An 18,230-nucleotide genomic window follows, 5' to 3' on the forward strand; every position below is an offset into this window, starting at 1 on the left:
GGTAGTAATTTACGATAAATATCATGTAGCCATTTCAAATTTAGCCATACCAATTTCAGTAAATTGATTAAGCAAATAGCACTTAATCAGCAATTCTTTTTCGCGATTTACTTCGGATTTATTCCTAAAGCTGAATCCAAATATTTGCTTTAATCTTGAGAAAAACCCTTCAATATAAGATCTTTTCCCATAATTTACTTCTTTTTTCCATTCTTTCACGCCATCTTCACCGTATAATTTTATTAACCTAATAGCAGCATTTCTGTCAGACATATAATCTATTTCTGGATGTTCTGCCGCATTGTTTATTGGTGGAATTTTTGCCTTTATATCATATTCGTGACACAATTTGTAAAACTTGTGCCTATCATATGCCCTATCTGCATATAGTGCTTTTATGATATGCTGAAAATTAACTTCTTTAAGCAAATCGCAAGCTCCATAGTGATCAGAGTAGACACCGTTACTGTATTTTACAGCTATAGCTTTTTTGCTGTTTATATTCAACATTACATGCAATTTTCTTGTCTGTTCATAGCCATGATATTTTCTGTTAGCGCTATTTTCCTTGCTGTGACCAGGGGTATTGTTGTAAATGCTGATACCTGTACTATCTATAGCAATTTCGATGTCTTCCATATTATTTTTATCAATTCTGCAATCATTGATCTTAATATTAAGTTTCTTAAACCTTCTTGATGCTTGTGAATAGCTGATAACTGCTAAATCTCTTCCTATTTGTTGCATATATCCTTTTATAAACCCCACCGTTTGTCTTAAACCAATTCTAAAAAGATTGACAATTATATGCACCAAAATCACAACTTTATCACTGTAAATATAGTTGCCGCCTTGCATTTTTGGACTATTTTCATACCAATTTTCTATGGCTTCATTGATATAATGAAAAATATTTCCTCTTTCCTGGAGAAATTTGTTATATTCATTTTGGTTACTGACTTTCATTTTCTGTGGCATATTTTTTCTTCAACAGTTAAATGGTTATTTATAATGAATTTTGTCAGTAGCCACCAGATTTTTTCGGTTGCTATGCAACAAAGCCCACTGGGATCCAGGAAAGTTTGCTTGTTTACAAGCAAACTAGCATAGAAAGTGGTTACAACGTTTTCGATGAGATTATATGGAAAACTGGATTCCAGTGTCAAGCACTGGAATGACATCACAGGGGCACTGGAATGACACCTCTCTTGGGCTCTTTTAGCTATAAACATTAAGAAATTTACCAAACGAAAAAAAGGCAAAAGAAGCCCTGGTCATTGTCTATTTTCAGTATTGGCGTTTTTTAAGTCTTAAACACTGCAATTTAGCTGCTTTTAAATGCAACTCACCTTTGTTTAAATGTTTAAGAAATTTACTAAGCAGAAAAAAAGGCAAAAGAAACCCCGTGGTAATTAGTGTTCACTCTCTAATCCTTCAAATTGGCGTACTATACTGTCTTAAACGACTTATAAGCGCGTTTCAGCTTATATGGGTAAAAACCCAGAAATATTGTGAAGACATAAGGTGCACATAGTGCAAAAAATTAAAAATAAGACGTCAACTACGTTGTTTTTTTACTGCTTAATCTGCACAGATGAAGATAACTGAATACCTTCAGTTTCATGATAAGGGGGCTGGCGAAATGTGTCAAGGAAGTTTTTCGTTTCTATCAGCTACCTAGATGACAGGATTGCTCTTGAATTTGTATAGCTACATTGTCGGTAAATCTAAATTGCTTTAATAATTTTGATTGAAAAATAGTTTTTCTATTATATAAATGCTACTTTAGGGTAATCAAAATGGAAAACGATAAATATAGCCTAGGTTTAAGAGTTATCCATTGGTTGATGGCTATTTTTATTATCGGTATGCTTTGCTCTGGACTTTATATGAAAAGCTTACCACTTAGCAATGAAATTAAGTTCAACATATACACTATTCATAAGGCTTGCGGTATCACTATTCTTGGATTAATCATAGTACGCATATTTTTTCGCGTCTTTACTTATGTTCCACCACTTCCAGCAAATTTTTCTCGGTTTGTAATCAATGCAAGTAAAACAGTACACTTTGGTTTATATTCTTTAATGGTGCTAATGCCACTATCTGGCTATGTCATGTCTTCTGCTTCTGGCAAAAAGATCAAGTATTTTTTTCATATCCCTTTGTTGATTAATCAAAACAAAGACCTAGCTAACACGGCTAATGAGCTACATTCGATGCTTGCATATTTTATGGTACTCTTTATAATCTTACATATACTTGGCGCTTTGAAGCACACATTTATAGATAAACAAAACATTTTTAAACGCATGATATAGGTTATATGTTAAGTAGCCTCTGGAAAAAAGGAACAGATTTTCTTGGCAGTGAGTTTGCGATAATGGGTGGTGCTATGAGCTGGGTTTCAGAGAGAAACTTGGTTTCAGCAATCTCAAACGCTGGTGGTTTTGGTGTAATTGCATGTGGTGCAATGTTTCCAGACTTACTGGAAAAGGAAATCATAGAGACACAAAAATTAACTAACAAGCCATTTGGTGTAAACCTAATTACTATGCACCCAAAGTTGAGTGAGTTGATAGATGTGTGTATTGAAACGAAAGTAAGCCACATAGTTCTTGCTGGCGGATTACCAACGAAGCCTAATATAGAAAAAATTAAGAGTGCAGGCATTGAAGTTATGTGCTTTGCACCAGCATTAAGCCTTGCGAAAAGGTTAGTAAAAATGGGAGTAGATGCGTTAATAATAGAAGGAATGGAAGCAGGTGGGCACATAGGGCCAGTTAGCACTTCTGTTCTTGCACAAGAGATATTACCTCATTTTAAAAATGAACAAATACCAGTGTTTGTCGCAGGTGGAATAGGCAGAGGTGAAATGATAGTTAATTACCTAGAAATGGGAGCAAGTGGCTGTCAAATAGGTACATTATTTGTCTGCACTAATGAATCAATTGCCCACAAAAATTTTAAGGAAGTGTTTATTAAATCAGCCGCACGTAATGCAATACCTTCTGTACAGATAAGTGCTGATTTTCCTGTAATTCCAGTAAGAGCTATAGCCAACAAAGCAAGCGATGACTTTATGAAGCGTCAAAAAGAAGTTATTGATGAATACCAAAAGGGACAGATCTCAAAAGAAGATGGGCAGCTTGAAATAGAAAAATTCTGGGCTGGAGCTTTAAGAAGGGCAGTGATTGAAGGAGATGTTGAAACGGGATCTTTAATGGCCGGTCAAAGTGTTGGCATGGTTGATAAGGAAAAGCCTGTAAAAGAAGTAGTGAATATGTTAGTTCAACAGGCAAACAATTATATTGAGAGCAAATCTGTAGAAGTAGAAAGCCCAGAAAGCAAATAGTTAAGCGACCTCACAATAAGCAAATTATCCATATATGGCATAATTGCCCAGTTTTAATGTAAAATTAACGCTAAAGAGGTATCTATACATTTTATTATGTATGGAGGAATGTTATGCTAAGTCCTTTAAAAAAATCTCAGAATAATACAGGAGATATTAACCAACAATTGCACAACACTATATACAAAAAGGTAACAAAAAAAGAGCACAAACATCCAAGCCCACAATCTGAAAAAGACAGAACTCTGAAAGAATGCATAGAGTTATTCAAGAAAGAGGCTGACCCTGAGGTATTAACTAAATTAGAAAAATCGCTGAGAGAACGAATTGAATTAGAAAAATCACCGAAAAAACAAGAGGAATATCAAAAACATTATAAGTATTATATCAAAAACTTTCTTCCTGTATTGAAAGATGAAGTAATAAAATCAGGAGCACTAGCTGTATCTACAGTATTTGGCAATGGAATAGAACAATCAAAAAGACCACAAACAAAAAGAGGAAAAATAGTAAAAACAATTTTGGATATTACTAACAGGAGCAGCAGTGTAAGCTCAATACCAAGTGCTGTTAAAGAAAATATTGAAGATCAAATGCAGCTAGGACATATTGAAGAGCAAAACAACACACAAGAAACACCCTTAAATGTAGCTGAGAAAAAAAGTGGTGATACTAAAATACTTGGCCAATTAGATATTCCGAAAGAGGTATCTAGAAAATATAGTAAAGTTATGGAGCAATTAAAGAAGAATATAAAAACTCCTAAGCTTGGTAACGGTAGTGGTTCAGATAGTGGAATAGACTCACCTGGACTGAGTGAAAAAAACTCGATATCACCAATAAATAGTAGAAAAAACAGTTTAACATCAATAGCAAGCACTTCATCTGAGGAAAGTTTAAACTCAACATTGAGCTCTGTTGAAGAAGATAATGGCTTACAACCAGAGGGTGGAGAAAAAACTGAGTTATTAGAATCAAATTTGGAATCACCAAAAGAAAACGAGACTCAAGTGCAGCCAGAGCAGACTGTAAAAAAAGAGCCAAAAATGCAAGAAAATGAAAACTCAGATGGTCAAGCAAATCCAGATCAAGTTAAGAAAGATATCCTACTTAAAAACCAACCCAATAACAGAAATCTTCACGTTGCATTTGTAGCAGGTTGTGCTCTCTCCACAATAGGGTGCATTGTTGCAGGAGCAATGACATCAGGATTGATAGGAGCAGGACTACTTGCTATGGCTGCAGTGTTTGCTATAGCAGCAGTAGCTGAATTGCATTCAAACTTCCTATCAAGTAAATTAATATCCATTAATGTGAGTCCTCTTGTTGATGATAAAGAGCTTACAGCATGTTCACAGCGGTAAAAATTAAATATGTGTTACTTGTAGTGGATAAGTGAATTCAGTTCTTGCCTATTGATATAAAAGTTGTTATATTTGAGGAATGTTTAAAAGGTGTTTAGTTGATGCGCATTCAATTGAATAAAGTTTTGGTTTTTATAGCCTTATTAAGTTTCATTTTTGCATCATATTCTAGCGAAGCAAGTTCGGTGAGTGATGAGTTAAAGGATGTACAAGAAACGGTAAAAAATTTTATTTCTTCATTTTCAATTAAAGATACTGTAGAAAATATGAGTCCTTCAACAATCATAGGGTTGTGTATAGCTGCGGTGATACTTGCAGTAGTGTTCAGAGGTCTAATCTTTTTTATGATAATGTTTGGTGTACTGGTCCTGATGTTCGGTAGTACAGAAAAGGCAACAGACTACTTAAAAGAAAAATTTAACTTTGCAAAAGATATAAAATTACAATCCGATAGCGAAAAAAAAGATAAAAATTAAGATAGTATTTTTATCTTTTTTAATTATCTTTATTGAATACGCATATGCAGCTAAAAGTACCAGCGATTAACTCTAAGTTTGAAAAAAAGAACAACTTAGCATTACTAGAAAGCATTGATTTAGATTTCATTCCGTATGCTTGTCATTACGATGAAGAAACCATACTAACAAAACAGGGAGAATTGTTAAAAATAATCAAGTTAGAAGATTATTCTTCTGTTGATAACTACAGCGACCTTAGAACTGAAATTAGAAAAAGCATATCAAAAAATATTAATAGCCTATATTTTACCGTTTGGATTCATACCGTTAGAAAGCGCAATAAGTTGAGCTTAAAATGGAATAAAACTGAAGACTTCTCTGATAAGCTACATTCAGCGCGGTTTGATAAACTTACTGATAGTAAATTACAGTATATAAATGAATTATATATTGTAATATTGTTTAGCGATTTTGGCAAGCATACTAATAATTCATTTTTTTTTAATAGAATAAAGAATAAGCATAAGCTGTCTTTACAAGGAAGCCACCAGGAGTTGCAAAAGATAACTGACTTAATTCACAGTGATTTAGGACCTTTTGGAGCTAAAAAACTGGGTCTAAGATTTAGTGAAGGTAAAATATATTCTGAAATGATAGAATTTCTCCACTATATTGTTACATTAACGCACAAAGATTATCCAATACATGAAGGGGACCTGTCGCAATATATTAGAAATTTTAAAATAGCTTTTGGTTTTAATACGTTTCAAACAATATTTGAAAGTCAACAGAAATTTGGCTCTATTTTCAGCATAAAGGAATACCGGGAAATCTCTTTAGGCAATATAGATAGATGCTTGCAGCTTGAATCTGAATTTATCATTACAGAAATAATGATATTTACTAGTAATAGTAAGGCAATAAAAGAATTTAACAAACAAATTAACATGCTGCAAATTAGTGAGGATAATACCTTACTTAAAAATTCAGGAATTGAAGAAATAATAGAGCTTGAAAAGACCTCTAGTATAGACTTTTGCCAACAGAAAATTATTTTTACAATATTTGCAGACGATAGGAATAAGTTAGCCGAAAATATTAGTGATTTATCTTCTATAATGTCATTAATTGGCTTCATGATATTTAGAACTGATTTACATATGGAAAGTCATTTTTGGGCACAACTTCCGGGCAATTTTACTTTTATTACACAACCGAAAAATATATTAGCAAAGTATGCTTGCAGTTTTGCTATGCTGCATGATTTTACGTCAGGTGCATTAAAAGGAGGAAGGTGGAAAGAAGCGGTAACAGTTTTTTTCTCAAGAAAAAGAAATCCTTACTTCTTTAATTTCCATGGAAAAAGAAGTAATGGCCATACTACGATACTTGGAGCTCCAAATTCAGGCAGAACTTCACTCATTAATTTCCTATTATCAGAATCAAGAAAGTTTAACCCAAGAACTGTCATATTGGATAACACTGGAAAGTCGATAATTTTTACTAAAGCAGTGAGTGGTAAATATTATATAATCGATCCAAAGTATAAGGACAAAAGCCTAAAATTTAATCCACTAAACATTGAAGATAGTGCTTCCAATCGCAATATGTTGGTTGAACTAATCAAAAGAATGGTAGCCGATACGAGCTTGGTGGACGTAGAAGAAAAGATAAGAAAAATTGTGAATTCTATATTTGCTATACCCAAGGAATCACGTTCTATTTCACAAATTTCTGAGGTGCTTTTGCTCTTGGGGGGTAAGGTAAGTAGATGGTGTGACGGTGGTGAGTTTGCTTACTTATTTCAAGATGGTGATGAATCAGATATTGACTGGGAAACAAAAATTATATCTCTCAACACCGCAAACCTTACAAAACAAAAGGAATGTATGTCCGTGATACTTTACTATTTTTTATATTCTTTTGAGGCAAAATGTGATGGCTCGCCTGCAATACTTGTTTTGGATGAAGCATGGGAGATAAGTAATGTTTTTCCTACAGAGAAAGAGTTTGATAACTGGATGCAAAGAATGACGGAACTAAATGTTGTGGTAATCTTAAGTACTGAAAATTTAAATCTCGCATTTGCTAGCAAATTTACTCAATATTTAGATAAACATGTTGATACAAGAATCTTGATGCCGAACATCAATGCAAATAGATTATATATGAAGGCATTTTCTTTATCAAAAGAGGAGCTGAATATAATTCTGCAGACGCCAACACAGGAAGGTTTATTTTTGATAAAGCAGTACAAAGGATTAGTAACTTTAAATTTAGATTTAGAGAATATGCAAGAAATACATGTACTTTCAGCTAACAAAGAGACTATAAAGTATATGTACGAGGCAATAAAAGAAAAAGGGGAAGAAGTTAATGAGTGGTTACCGGTGTTTTATGAGAAGTGTAAAGCTTAAAGCCAAATTTTTTTTTCTAGTATTAATTTTGCTAATTGCAAGCAATGGATATTCTGATGCTTGCAAAAATATATACACTCGTACTGATCTTGAAGCTGGGGGAAGCTCAATAGGAAAAGGTCTTGCGAACTTCTTTACTGGCAAGTGGGATGATTTGAAATTTGATCCTTATCTATTAAAAGAAATTAAAGTGACAGCAATAAAAGACCAAGGAATTGATGGTTATTTCAACCCAAAGATTCAAGTCTGTGATTATGAAGGAAATAATTGTTATCAGTTATACAGTGAAACATCCTGCCGTCAGATATATGGAACGCAGACCAGTGGTGCTGGAATTTCTGCAGCAGTTTTTATCGACTGGGAAGGAGATAAAATGTTAGGTGATGGAAAAATTAAGGAAGGAATTGCGAAAGGTCTCGAGTGGGAGTGGGTAGATAATGTTACTGATGAAGAAAAAACGAAGTTTGCTAATTCTCCTAAAATATGTGCTTGTAGCCAAAAAGCGGCTTGTATAAGTGGTATTTTTGAATGGGCTGATAAAGTAGGTGAAGGAGCAAATATTTTTCGCCTTGGAAGAATGGAAAATGTTTGTGATACTTGCTACCAAGAGAAAATAAAATGTGCTCCTATTCCACTTGCACCTGCCCCCCCTCCGTTCTGTGAGCAACTTGCGATGTCGCCTCCACAAGTTAGAATTGTTCCTATAACAGATAATGATTACTTTGATCCTAAGGTTAAGGTAATGGTTGGTGATCTGAAAGGAAGAGACGGAGAGATTGGAGAAAAATTAGATTTCCCTAAAGGGTATGGAGAAGATAAAGCTGAGTGGCGCTCTATTTTAGACAAAGATGGCATCACGTACTACTTCAAAACTTATAGAGAAAAAGATAAGCTCTGCGCTGAATATCGTGGAACTCAAAGTAGAGATGAAAAAAATCCACAGTTTGTCCGCTGTTTTCCTGCACCACCTGCTCCGGAGCCTGAAGTAGTAGAGATAGTAAAAAGTAACACGCCTGGAAAACAGAGTAACACGTTAAAGATAAGAATGAAGATGAGTGAGAACACTTGTACTTATAGAGCACATGGAACCTACAGTAATGGTTCCTGTACTTTTAATGTTAATGCTGGTTCTTTTACAAACATTGGCCCTCTATCTTTAAAAGTAGTAAAACCGAGAATAGTTGAAAGAACAACTAGTACTAGTGACAATAAAAGTAATATTAACGATATTATAGAAGGTATATTAAAAAATAATTCCCAGTTTGAAGTTCTAAAAAAATATGATTATGTTCCTGATGTGCAAGTTAAATGTTCTAAAGGCGGAAGTTTTTATAGTTTGAATGATTTTGAGAAAAAGTTAAAAGACAAATCTATTCAATGTGAATTTAACAACTCTGGGCAGCCGGAAATAGAAATAAAATATAACGAAAATTCTAACAGCAAAATGCTCTGCCTTTCTGGATGGCAGCCAGAACCAGAGGAGTTTGTTCTTGAAAGAGAAAATAAAATAATACCACTAAAATTAATGGGAACAAGATACACTAAATACAATGCTGTTTATTCAAATGAATCGAATCAGTTCTATTATCTTCCAAGCAAGGAAATAGTTGACCTCTTAAAAAGCTCTCAAGATTGGTTGGATAAAATAGTGTTCAATAAGCAAGGGTATGTTTTCTTCCCCGATGAAAATAAGCAGGAGAAGGGAAAATGCAGTTACTGTGTAAAAAGAAATGATGAGATAGACGACGCATTTAAATCTAGTAAAGGACTGAAAGTAGTATACAAATTGACGGATGTAGAGCATAAAGAAGGATGTGAGCAAGGTGATGATGGTTGCATCTGCTTTGATGGAAAGTGTAGCCGTTCAAAACAATATTTGAATAAAAATGAAGATGGTAAGCCATTTTACTTAAGGTATGAGGAAGTGGATTGTAAAGATAAGGATGGTAAAGTATTAAGAGATGAAAAAAATGAAGTACAAAAGTGTACACAATTAAAAGATCAACTGATTAAAGCAAACAGAACAGAGGTCTTTTACGCTGATAAATTGTGTAGGTTCGATTTAGAAGATCTCAAAAAGAAATTAGAAAAGATAAAGGAACAACTGAAAAATAAGAAACAAGAACTTGAAAATAAGAAACGAGAGCTTGAAAAAAATAGTGAAAAATCCTATAAGCCTGAAGATGGAAATGTTTATACAGATGACTTATCAATAATGCTTGACCGTGTTGAAATAGAAGCATGGGGAAGTGGTGAAGCAGGTCATATAAAAGATACACCTATTAACTGCAGATCTTCTGTATGTTCCACTGAAAGTAGAGCAGGAATGCCAGGCGATTATATTAAAGCTAAACTGGAAATTGACCCTAATTATCCTGTAATTAAGGTGAAAGTTACAGAGGGAGGGGGTAACCGGGAAAGTCGCCTCTCAGACAAGGACGGAGGACCTATTTTCATAGAAATGTGCAATTCGCAGAAGCATCATTGCGAGCCACTGATTACTGTTGCAGGTGGAGGTAAGTATAGAACATACGGTGGTAAGGGTTATGAGGACACAATAATTCATGAACCGAGTTTAAAATTAGAAGAAAGGATCATAACAGCAGATACATTGAAGTCTACTGAAGATAATAAAATAGCATATATAGAAAACGGTGAAATCAAGTATGAAACAGTAGAGTGTGAAAGTGGTTTGAGAAGCAGTAGATCTGGTGCAGGTGGTTGCATTGATAAAAGCAAAGGGTTTTTTGGTGAAGGAATTTATGGTAAAGGCTCTCCAGGGTATGTGAAGATTAGACCTATTATAAAAGGATTTGACGTAAAAGAAATAGATGATGCTATCGAAAAAGTGACAAGAGATCTATATGATCTTGAAGCTATGACTGATTTTTCGACGAAGGACCTTAACGTGAATATAAGAGAGAAAGTTGAAGAGGAAATCAAAAAAGAATTGTTAAGGTAAAAAGATATAACTCTGAAAATTATGCTCTTGTTTTAATAATTAATTAAAGTAAAGCATGTAGTAAATGGTGTATCTTAACAAAAAGGTATAACGAATGTAAGGGGAGGGTGCTTTATGTCTCTAAAGAATAAAATTTCTGAGCTAATAGAACAACAATTTAGCATTAAATACCATGACAATTATTTGGCTTACACTATACACAAGTGGGCTGCAAGTGAAATATCTAATTCTATTGCTTTTTGCATAATTGGTTGTGGAAATTGTAAGATTGGATATCAAGATGTTGCAAATTCATTCAACATAACAAAAGAAGAAATTGATCAAGATAATATTGCAAGCATAGAAAGTAAAATAAAAAGTGAAGCTGAAAAATCAGGTAGCGAGTTTCTTAAGTTGATTTCTAGAATGGATCAATCGCTAAAAGAGCAGAGTGAAAAGTCTATTGTACAAATTTTAGATTCATCCGCTGAGGAGATGTTAAGGAGTTTCTGTGATAGCCCTGTACAGTCTCTAGAGCATGAAGAAGTCAGTGCATCCTCTGCTTCACCTGCTATAGAAGGTCAGGAAACTAGTGTTAGTCTAGATCCTATTTCAACCTAATCAATCCCATATATGTACTTTCTTTGTACCCATGCTTTGCGTTTTGGGGTGGAAAGAAAGCACCATTCTTCGTTGCATTTTTCTATTTTCATTACAACGAACTTGTCTATTTTCATAGTAATCTTGCTGTCTACACTCTGTTTTTGATATCCATAAGTATCTTCTTTTAAAATCGCGTAGCGCTTATCACTAAGCAGATTGCCTTTTATCCATCCGCAGTCTTCATGTATATCACAGACCTTTTTCCAACTTTCAAACTCTTCTATCACTTTCAGGGGCAGATTTTTGCAAGTGTATATCCATTTTACAGGATAGTGAAACCCTGGCCCCGTCCTCATGTTGATCTTATTTGATTTGGTTGAAACAAAGTTATTAGCAAACAAGCTATGGCTAAATAATAAAAACAATAGGATAATAGTACTGCCCAGTGTCACGCACTGGGATGACGTGAGGGATAGTGTAACAGACTTATTCATCATAATTCACGATTAGATTGACATAAGATAAAGAGTAAATTAAAAATTGAATAGATCTTTAAATACAAAATCAATGCCTATAGAAATATTAATGCCTGCTCTTTCACCGACAATGAGCAAAACTGGAGGAAAAATTGTAAAGTGGCATAAAAAAGAACAAGACAAAGTTGAAGTAGGCGATGTAATTGCTGAGATAGAGACTGATAAAGCCATAATGGAGTTTGAATCTGTGGATGAAGGAGTTTTAGCGAAAATTTTAGTAACAGAAGGAACAAGTGGCGTGCCTGTAAATCAACCAATAGCTTTAATGCTGGAAGAAGGAGAAGATAGCAGTGTGCTTAATAACTATACCTCAACTTCCATCAATAGTGCAGTTAAAAAGGAAGTGACAAAAAGTGCTGTTGATAATCAAAAATCAGAACACCAAGATTTAAACGGAAAGCCAACAAGTCATTCTTCGGTGTCATCCCAGTGCTTGACACTGGGATCTAGAAAAGAAGAAGATACTAAGACAACAGAAGGTAGAATAAAAATAAGCCCATTAGCTAAGAAAATAGCTCAAAATGAAGGGGTTAATGTGCAGCAATTAAAAGGTACAGGACCATATGGTCGCATAATTAAGGCTGATGTGTTGGAGTCTTTAGGCAGTGGTATACACACTGAAAGTCCTGAGAAAGATACCATAGTTGAAGTAAGCAACATACGCCAAGTGATAGCGCAGCGCCTGACTGAATCAAAACAGAATGTTCCACATTTTTATTTAACTATAGACTGCCAGGTTGATAAGTTAATATCGTTAAAAAACGAGATTAACTCAGCAGATGAAAACAATAAAGTAACAATCAATGACTTAGTAATAAAAGCTGTGGCCTTCAGTATGAAAAAATTTCCTGATATAAATTCTTCGTGGATAGATAATAAAATACTTAAATACTCGAATGTAGATATTTCAATCGCAGTAGCACTTGAAGATGGACTAATTACTCCTATAGTAAAAAATGCTGATAAAAAGGGTATTTTATCTATATCAAAAGAAGTGAAAGATTTAGTAAGCAGAGCAAGATCTGGAAAATTGAAACCTGAAGAGTTTCAAGGAGGTGGGTTTACTATTTCTAATTTAGGAATGTTTGGTATAAAAGCCTTCAGTGCTATAATCAATCCGCCGCAATCTTGCATTATGGCAGTTGGTGCATCCAAAAAACAACCAATAGTTATAAATGAAAAAATAGAGATAGCTGAGATAATGACAGTAACACTTTCTGTTGACCATAGAGCAGTTGATGGAGCATTAGGAGCAAAATTTTTAAATGCCTTTAAGCATTATATAGAGAATCCTCTGGTGATGTTTATTGAAACCGCGGTAACCTATTAGCATTGTTATTACAAAATTAATACCTCTAAGTTTATAATTCTACTAGTTAATAGGCTTAGAGGTAAAAAAATGAATACTACAGTAGAAAAAAGTAATCCAAAAATTTTTCCTAAAAATGAAGGAAAGGTTAATTCAAAAGGCATGGTTGCCCCACCTGTTCCTCCGAAATCTTCCCAAGCTAAATTTGCTGGAATAAGAGCAATTTTTGAGCAAAATGCATCTCATTTCCAAGCAAATGATAGTAATAAAACAGTGAGTAGCAATCTTGGAAGAACATTTGGCCCAACAATGCAAAAACTCATGGAAGACAACATTCATAGCACTTCTAACAAACAACGCCGCGATTTAGGGGATAGTGGTATCAGCGATGTTAGTAGCAGTACTCTTGATAAAAAAGCTAAAGCTTATAATCCTCTTGATTGGAATCCAATCTATCAAGGTAAAAAGCGTTTTAGTTTAGACAATATGTCGAGCAACTCGTCTTCGTACAGTGAAAAAAGTAATATTTCAGATATAAGCGATAAGTCTAATAATTCAAACATTGTTAGATGTAATATTACTAGGAGTAACAGTAAGGAGGACCTTCATAAACCTGATGCTTCACATAATGACAAATCTGCAGGTAAAAAATTATCTAATGTCAATGTAAGCGAATTAATCAGAAAGTTTGAACAAGGTAGTGACATAGTAAAAGGGCGTTAATCAAATGTTACCCTATCCTTGTATATGCAAAGGTAGGGTATCTTTTTAAAATATTATGTCCTTTATAGCTTTGTTAATTTTTGACTCCTTCTCTGCAAAAGCAGCTTCTAGAGAGGTTTTAAGTTTTTCCCATTCCTCTTGACCATTTATGTGGGTTAAAATTAAAGATTTATATTCATTTTCAATTTTTTCCAAGGATCTTTGACATGAGGAATCTAGTTCCTCATATATATCAATATTTATTGATTGCAGTATTACCAAAAATGCAAACAAATTCGGATCAGGTAGTTCTTCCTTTATATAATTCAGAAGACATAGTTTTATTTTTTTTGCGCAATATTCTATTGTTTTCAGCGATAGTGATAGGCTTTCTGCATAAAGTATAAAACTATCTATAATCAAATTTTTTGATTTTTTCGGTAATTTAATATTTTCAAATAGTTCTTTTGTAAATTTTTCTATCGGTTGTTTTGGTAAATGTAAAAAGAGATTAGTAAAAGATTTTAGGTCAAAATTCGGTCCAAGTATTGTGCTGATTGCTCTCTGTACATTACTCTTATCTTTACTTACAGAAATAATGAAAACCAGCCCCTCCACATCAAGCATATGCTTTATAGATTCCAAAAAATCGACAACGAATTTAGGACGGCACACATCAAGATTATCCACCATTATATAAATGTTTTTGTCTTTTCTGATTTTATTAACCACATCCGCTAACTGTGTTTTAAAATCTCTAGTACTCTCTTTTCTTCTTTGGAGAAGACTTAATTCACTCAAGACAAAACCTATGTCTTTTTTATCAGCCTCTTTTGCAGCATCAAGAAATACTGAAAGCATAGCAAGTGGAGATTTACTGATCAGCTTTCCTATTGTGTTTAGAGAAAACAGTTCTTTGTTTATGTTCTTGAACTGTTGTATAACGCTTCTTTTTACTTTATACGATGCAAATAAATCTTCAAATAGGAAATTTAAAAAAGAAGGAAGCGGTTGATCCAGTGCATTGATATCCCATGCGCTATAATAAGCTGCAATTTCATTTTGTTGCTTTAGCTCTTTTACCCATTCTTTCAAAAAAAACGTCTTGCCCCATCCATCATATCCTTCTAAAGATATTATTGTAAAAGACTTATCAATTGTTTTAATTATAGTGTTGAATTTACCTGAAAATTGCTTATAGTTTAGACGGTCATTTTCCCAAGCCACCACTTTAAGTGGTGGTGCTGTTTCTTTCTTCTTGAACGTTATTAACGATACAAGTTTTTTAAAGCACATACCTTATTTTATATTTAACTCATATTCTTGTCTTGAAGTAAGTGCTATCCTCAGCGTTCCTTCATCTAGGTAGTCAATTTCTCCGCCCATTGGTATGCCGCAAGCAAGACGTGATATTTTCACATTCAAGTTTTTTAGCAATTCAATTATATATTGTGCAGTAACTTGGCCCTCTAATGTCGGATTAATTGCGATAATTATCTCTTCAATTTTAGACTCCGTCACTCTTTCCAGAATAGTATCAAGGTTAAGTTCTTTTGGACCTATGCCGTTTATTGCAGACAATCTGCCACCCAAAACATGGTATAAACCTGAATATATATTTCCTTTTTCAAACGCCCATAGATCACCCAATTCTTCTACTACACACAGTAACTTAGTGTCACGTTTTGGGTTAATACAAATAGAACAAGGTGACTTAGTATCTAGATTTCCGCAAACTTCACACTCTATTATAAGATCTGCTAGCTCTTTAATCAAAGATGCAAGTGGTAGCATAACTTTTTCTTTATTTTGGAGTAAATGTATAACTAACCTGCGTGATGATGATGGCCCTAAACTTGGCAATTTAGAGAAAGCATGAACTAGATTTTTTATGTTAATGTTCATTCAATAAATTCAGAATAGGCAGTAAAATGGTAACATCAAACCCTTTGTAAAGAAAGTGGTAAGTTTCTCTTGATCCACTTTGATTAGCTATAGAAAAAATTTTTTACTCTAACGCAAAAAATTACTTCCGCATACTTAAAGCCTGATTATAATAAACTTCTTGCATAACCCAAACTAAGTAGAAAAAAGGTATCATCCGAGTAGCTCTCCTTTGTCATCCGAGTAGCTGACTACTTGGATCCAGCCTTTCCATCCAAGACGGTGTCATTCCAGTCTGGAATCCAGAAGAAAGAATGGTGTCATGAAAGTAGCTGACACTGGGATGGCTTTGTTGCATCGCTAGCTATGATGGATTAAAGATAAAAAAGATAGAGAATATCAGTAGCTTATTATTCTGGTATTTATAACAAGAACGGTCAGTGAATACCTAAATTTGAGTAAAAGAAATTTCACTACCACTCACTAATCCGGCTAAAATTCAAGAATTTCAATGCTTTAGCTATTTTCAATAGAATTAAATTTATTAATATAAATAATAAATTACTATTCTTAAATTTGATCAGATTGATTGCAAAAAAACAAGATTTTCAATAAGTTGCTTATAATCCTAACTATAGTTAGCCTTTCATAAGTAGCGATGCAACAAAGTCCACTGGGATCCAGGAAAGTTTGCTTATGAGCAAGCAAACTGAGTTGGTGAGTATAAAAGTATAGCTAACGCGAGCTCTACGTCATACCGCGATTCATCGCGGTATCTCGGCCGCTAACAAGCAGCGGAATGACGGTTTTTCAAATTGTCAGTAAATCTAAGTCAGTTTAGCTATAATTTCCTAAGTTTGCTCACAATCTCTTGACTTGACACATATGTTTTTTTTAAACATTCCCAAATGTTACTATCTTCCTCCTTTTCCTTTCTCAATTTGTGCAACCATTTCCTTTACATTTGCATGCGTGAGAAGGGAATTTTTGCTGACATGAGATTTTGCTGCTGTTAGGTGATTCATTGCAGATCTTTTATTTCCTGTTGGAAATGAATGAGATTGTTTTTTCTTCACACCGATATCCGCTTGTGCTGCTGGGGTGGTTTTGCTTTCAGCAAGCCGTACATTAGCATTTCCTTTTACTTGATTTTGCTCAAATTTTTCTTTTAATGCCTTTACTTTACTGCCCATCTCGCGATTAGCTCCTCCTTTCATAGTAGCTGCTGCTACTTTTGGTATCGCCTTACCAGCAGCTTTTTGTGCTGATTTCCTATTGTCTTGATTTTCAGATTTTAGTGGTACTGTAGGTTTACTTTCAACTGATTTTTTCCCTACTACTTTTGGCTCTGTGTTTACTTTTTGGCTTAGATTTTTAGGCTTTGGCGGTACTGCAGGTTTATCTTTGACTACCACTTTCGATTTTTGTCTAACTTCTTGACCAGTAGTAAACATTTTTTTTGGTACTTGCGGTGCTCTTGGTGGTTTTGGTGGTACGAGGGATTGAGATTGTTGTTTCTGCTTACGTTCTCTTTTTGCTTCTGTATGTTCTTTAGAAACTGTTGCATAAATTGGCTCTTCTTTGGGCGATTTTGAACTCTGCGAATTTTCTATTAAAATTTTACTTTTCTTCTCTTGATAATTTGATATCTCTTCGTATACAGACTCTTCATTTAATGAACTTCCATAGCCTAAATCTTCTCTCTGCTCATATAAAGGATTTTCCTTTTGCTTTTTCTCTTGATAATTTGATATGTCTTCATATTCATGCTCTTTATCTAATGAACTTCCATAGCCTAAATCTTCTCTCTGCTCATATAAAGGATTTTCTTCTTGCTTTGACGCTGTTCTATCCTCTAAGTTCACTCCATACAATCTATGTTCCTCCTGATTTTTTTTACTTTGCTCTAAATCTGAAATTTTCTTTAAAACATTTAGGTATTCGAATGTTATTTTTTCAGCAAGACTGGGCAATTTATCATTAGCAAAATTTCTTATATCGTTATCCTGAATTGAAGTATCTTTTCCCAAGATTTTATTAAATGTTTTCTTGAATATTCCAAAAAAACCTGATGGCTTTTTGTTCACCGGTTCTATATAATTATTCAAGTCACTACATATAACAAACTTAGCTACATCTTCTGCCTTATCTGTAAAACTCTCTAATGTTTGGGATAAATCCCTCACTGTTTTATTATATTGTTCACCAATGTTTTTCAGCTTTATAGCTTCTATCAAGGAGTCGAGATTTTTTTTATAGTTCTCACTTTTAAATGGATCATTCATACTAATTACAGCTCATTATTTGTTAAAATATAGATCTAAAATATTAAGATCTAGTAAATATTACTTTTGTAATTCATGTAGAACTATAGCTACATAAGTAAGATTTCCCTACGTCATACCGCCACGGTATCTCATCCGCTAACAAGCAGCGGGATACTTAACCATCATCTACACCGTCATACCGCCGCGGTATCTCTTAGCCGCTAACAAGCAGCGGGATACTTAACCATCATCTACACCGTCATACCGCCGCGGTATCTCTTAGCCGCTAACAAGTAGCGGAATGACAGCAGTCCTACTTCATCCCACCGCGAACCGTCATACCGCGATTCATTCGCGGTATCTCTAGATCCCGCTAACAAGCAGCGGGATGACG

Annotated in this window: 17 protein-coding genes; 9 read left to right on the top strand and 8 right to left on the bottom strand. The window is 34.2% G+C overall.

What is annotated here, in order from left to right:
* Window positions 1-21 precede the first annotated feature (21 nt).
* Window positions 22-978: an IS5 family transposase gene (locus tag OPR48_RS07070; protein ID WP_265025790.1), complete on the bottom strand. Its 957-nt coding sequence runs from the start codon at window positions 976-978 to the stop codon at window positions 22-24.
* Window positions 963-1,247: a hypothetical protein gene (locus OPR48_RS07075; RefSeq protein ID WP_265026017.1), complete on the bottom strand. Its 285-nt coding sequence runs from the start codon at window positions 1,245-1,247 to the stop codon at window positions 963-965. The genes OPR48_RS07070 and OPR48_RS07075 overlap by 16 nt, the downstream gene beginning before the upstream one ends.
* Window positions 1,248-1,799: 552 nt before the next feature.
* On the opposite strand from OPR48_RS07075, the gene OPR48_RS07080 reads away from it, so the two are divergent.
* The 7 genes from OPR48_RS07080 (at window position 1,800) to OPR48_RS07110 (ending at window position 11,156) form a co-directional block, all read left to right on the top strand.
* A complete protein-coding gene (locus OPR48_RS07080; RefSeq protein ID WP_265026018.1) occupies window positions 1,800-2,321 on the top strand; it encodes a cytochrome b in 522 nt (173 codons plus the stop codon).
* 5 nt (window positions 2,322-2,326) lie between these two features.
* On the top strand, window positions 2,327-3,355 hold the full coding sequence (locus OPR48_RS07085; RefSeq protein ID WP_265026019.1) for an NAD(P)H-dependent flavin oxidoreductase: 1,029 nt from the start codon (window positions 2,327-2,329) through the stop codon (window positions 3,353-3,355).
* 113 nt (window positions 3,356-3,468) lie between these two features.
* Complete coding sequence (locus OPR48_RS07090; RefSeq protein WP_265026020.1) at window positions 3,469-4,719, top strand: hypothetical protein; 1,251 nt, start codon at window positions 3,469-3,471, stop codon at window positions 4,717-4,719.
* A 101-nt stretch (window positions 4,720-4,820) separates the two neighbouring features.
* Window positions 4,821-5,195 (top strand): hypothetical protein, encoded by a 375-nt coding sequence (locus tag OPR48_RS07095; protein ID WP_265026661.1) that lies wholly within the window; start codon window positions 4,821-4,823, stop codon window positions 5,193-5,195.
* A gap of 44 nt (window positions 5,196-5,239) precedes the next feature.
* Window positions 5,240-7,594: a VirB4 family type IV secretion/conjugal transfer ATPase gene (locus tag OPR48_RS07100; RefSeq protein ID WP_265026021.1), complete on the top strand. Its 2,355-nt coding sequence runs from the start codon at window positions 5,240-5,242 to the stop codon at window positions 7,592-7,594.
* Entirely contained in the window at window positions 7,575-10,556 is a 2,982-nt protein-coding gene (locus tag OPR48_RS07105; RefSeq protein WP_265026022.1) for a hypothetical protein, read from the top strand. Before OPR48_RS07100 ends, OPR48_RS07105 begins: the two co-directional genes overlap by 20 nt.
* A gap of 114 nt (window positions 10,557-10,670) precedes the next feature.
* Window positions 10,671-11,156 carry a WBM0748 family T4SS-associated protein gene (locus tag OPR48_RS07110; protein WP_265026023.1) on the top strand — a complete coding sequence of 162 codons (486 nt, stop codon included), beginning with the start codon at window positions 10,671-10,673 and terminating at the stop codon, window positions 11,154-11,156.
* Here the strand turns inward: OPR48_RS07110 and OPR48_RS07115 are convergent.
* Window positions 11,153-11,632 (bottom strand): SH3 domain-containing protein, encoded by a 480-nt coding sequence (locus OPR48_RS07115; RefSeq protein WP_265026024.1) that lies wholly within the window; start codon window positions 11,630-11,632, stop codon window positions 11,153-11,155. The genes OPR48_RS07110 and OPR48_RS07115 overlap by 4 nt on opposite strands.
* A gap of 73 nt (window positions 11,633-11,705) precedes the next feature.
* Here OPR48_RS07115 and OPR48_RS07120 point away from each other — a divergent pair, with 73 nt between their 5' ends.
* On the top strand, window positions 11,706-13,004 hold the full coding sequence (locus OPR48_RS07120) for a pyruvate dehydrogenase complex dihydrolipoamide acetyltransferase (RefSeq protein ID WP_265026025.1): 1,299 nt from the start codon (window positions 11,706-11,708) through the stop codon (window positions 13,002-13,004).
* A 69-nt stretch (window positions 13,005-13,073) separates the two neighbouring features.
* Window positions 13,074-13,706: a hypothetical protein gene (locus tag OPR48_RS07125; protein ID WP_265026026.1), complete on the top strand. Its 633-nt coding sequence runs from the start codon at window positions 13,074-13,076 to the stop codon at window positions 13,704-13,706.
* 45 nt (window positions 13,707-13,751) lie between these two features.
* On the opposite strand, the gene OPR48_RS07130 is transcribed toward OPR48_RS07125, so the two are convergent.
* The 5 genes from OPR48_RS07130 to OPR48_RS07150 form a co-directional block, all read right to left on the bottom strand.
* Entirely contained in the window at window positions 13,752-14,981 is a 1,230-nt protein-coding gene (locus OPR48_RS07130) for a KAP family P-loop NTPase fold protein (protein ID WP_265026027.1), read from the bottom strand.
* 3 nt (window positions 14,982-14,984) lie between these two features.
* A complete protein-coding gene (gene recR, locus OPR48_RS07135) occupies window positions 14,985-15,584 on the bottom strand; it encodes a recombination mediator RecR (protein WP_406831137.1) in 600 nt (199 codons plus the stop codon).
* 220 nt (window positions 15,585-15,804) lie between these two features.
* The gene (locus OPR48_RS07140) at window positions 15,805-15,927 is read right to left on the bottom strand and encodes a hypothetical protein (protein WP_265026029.1); all 123 of its coding nucleotides are present in this window, start codon (window positions 15,925-15,927) and stop codon (window positions 15,805-15,807) included.
* Window positions 15,928-16,139: 212 nt separating this feature from the next.
* Window positions 16,140-16,277 (bottom strand): hypothetical protein, encoded by a 138-nt coding sequence (locus tag OPR48_RS07145; RefSeq protein ID WP_265026030.1) that lies wholly within the window; start codon window positions 16,275-16,277, stop codon window positions 16,140-16,142.
* A gap of 206 nt (window positions 16,278-16,483) precedes the next feature.
* Window positions 16,484-17,854, bottom strand: a complete 1,371-nt coding sequence (locus OPR48_RS07150) for a hypothetical protein (protein ID WP_265026031.1) — start codon at window positions 17,852-17,854, stop codon at window positions 16,484-16,486.
* Between the last annotated feature and the right edge of the window lie 376 nt (window positions 17,855-18,230).

Origin of the sequence: Wolbachia endosymbiont (group A) of Bibio marci (assembly GCF_947251645.1) — a bacterium.
Lineage (GTDB): Bacteria > Pseudomonadota > Alphaproteobacteria > Rickettsiales > Anaplasmataceae > Wolbachia.

Excerpts from the sequence above, each read along its gene's own strand:
- OPR48_RS07070 (WP_265025790.1), bottom strand. The coding sequence starts at position 978 with ATGCCACAGAAAATGAAAGTCAGTAACCAAAATGAATATAACAAATTT.
- OPR48_RS07080 (WP_265026018.1), top strand. The coding sequence starts at position 1,800 with ATGGAAAACGATAAATATAGCCTAGGTTTAAGAGTTATCCATTGGTTG.
- OPR48_RS07085 (WP_265026019.1), top strand. The coding sequence starts at position 2,327 with ATGTTAAGTAGCCTCTGGAAAAAAGGAACAGATTTTCTTGGCAGTGAG.
- OPR48_RS07090 (WP_265026020.1), top strand. The coding sequence starts at position 3,469 with ATGCTAAGTCCTTTAAAAAAATCTCAGAATAATACAGGAGATATTAAC.
- OPR48_RS07095 (WP_265026661.1), top strand. The coding sequence starts at position 4,821 with ATGCGCATTCAATTGAATAAAGTTTTGGTTTTTATAGCCTTATTAAGT.
- OPR48_RS07100 (WP_265026021.1), top strand. The coding sequence starts at position 5,240 with ATGCAGCTAAAAGTACCAGCGATTAACTCTAAGTTTGAAAAAAAGAAC.
- OPR48_RS07105 (WP_265026022.1), top strand. The coding sequence starts at position 7,575 with ATGAGAAGTGTAAAGCTTAAAGCCAAATTTTTTTTTCTAGTATTAATT.
- OPR48_RS07110 (WP_265026023.1), top strand. The coding sequence starts at position 10,671 with ATGTCTCTAAAGAATAAAATTTCTGAGCTAATAGAACAACAATTTAGC.
- OPR48_RS07115 (WP_265026024.1), bottom strand. The coding sequence starts at position 11,632 with ATGAATAAGTCTGTTACACTATCCCTCACGTCATCCCAGTGCGTGACA.
- OPR48_RS07120 (WP_265026025.1), top strand. The coding sequence starts at position 11,706 with ATGCCTATAGAAATATTAATGCCTGCTCTTTCACCGACAATGAGCAAA.
- OPR48_RS07125 (WP_265026026.1), top strand. The coding sequence starts at position 13,074 with ATGAATACTACAGTAGAAAAAAGTAATCCAAAAATTTTTCCTAAAAAT.
- OPR48_RS07130 (WP_265026027.1), bottom strand. The coding sequence starts at position 14,981 with ATGTGCTTTAAAAAACTTGTATCGTTAATAACGTTCAAGAAGAAAGAA.
- OPR48_RS07140 (WP_265026029.1), bottom strand. The coding sequence starts at position 15,927 with ATGCAACAAAGCCATCCCAGTGTCAGCTACTTTCATGACACCATTCTT.
- OPR48_RS07150 (WP_265026031.1), bottom strand. The coding sequence starts at position 17,854 with ATGAATGATCCATTTAAAAGTGAGAACTATAAAAAAAATCTCGACTCC.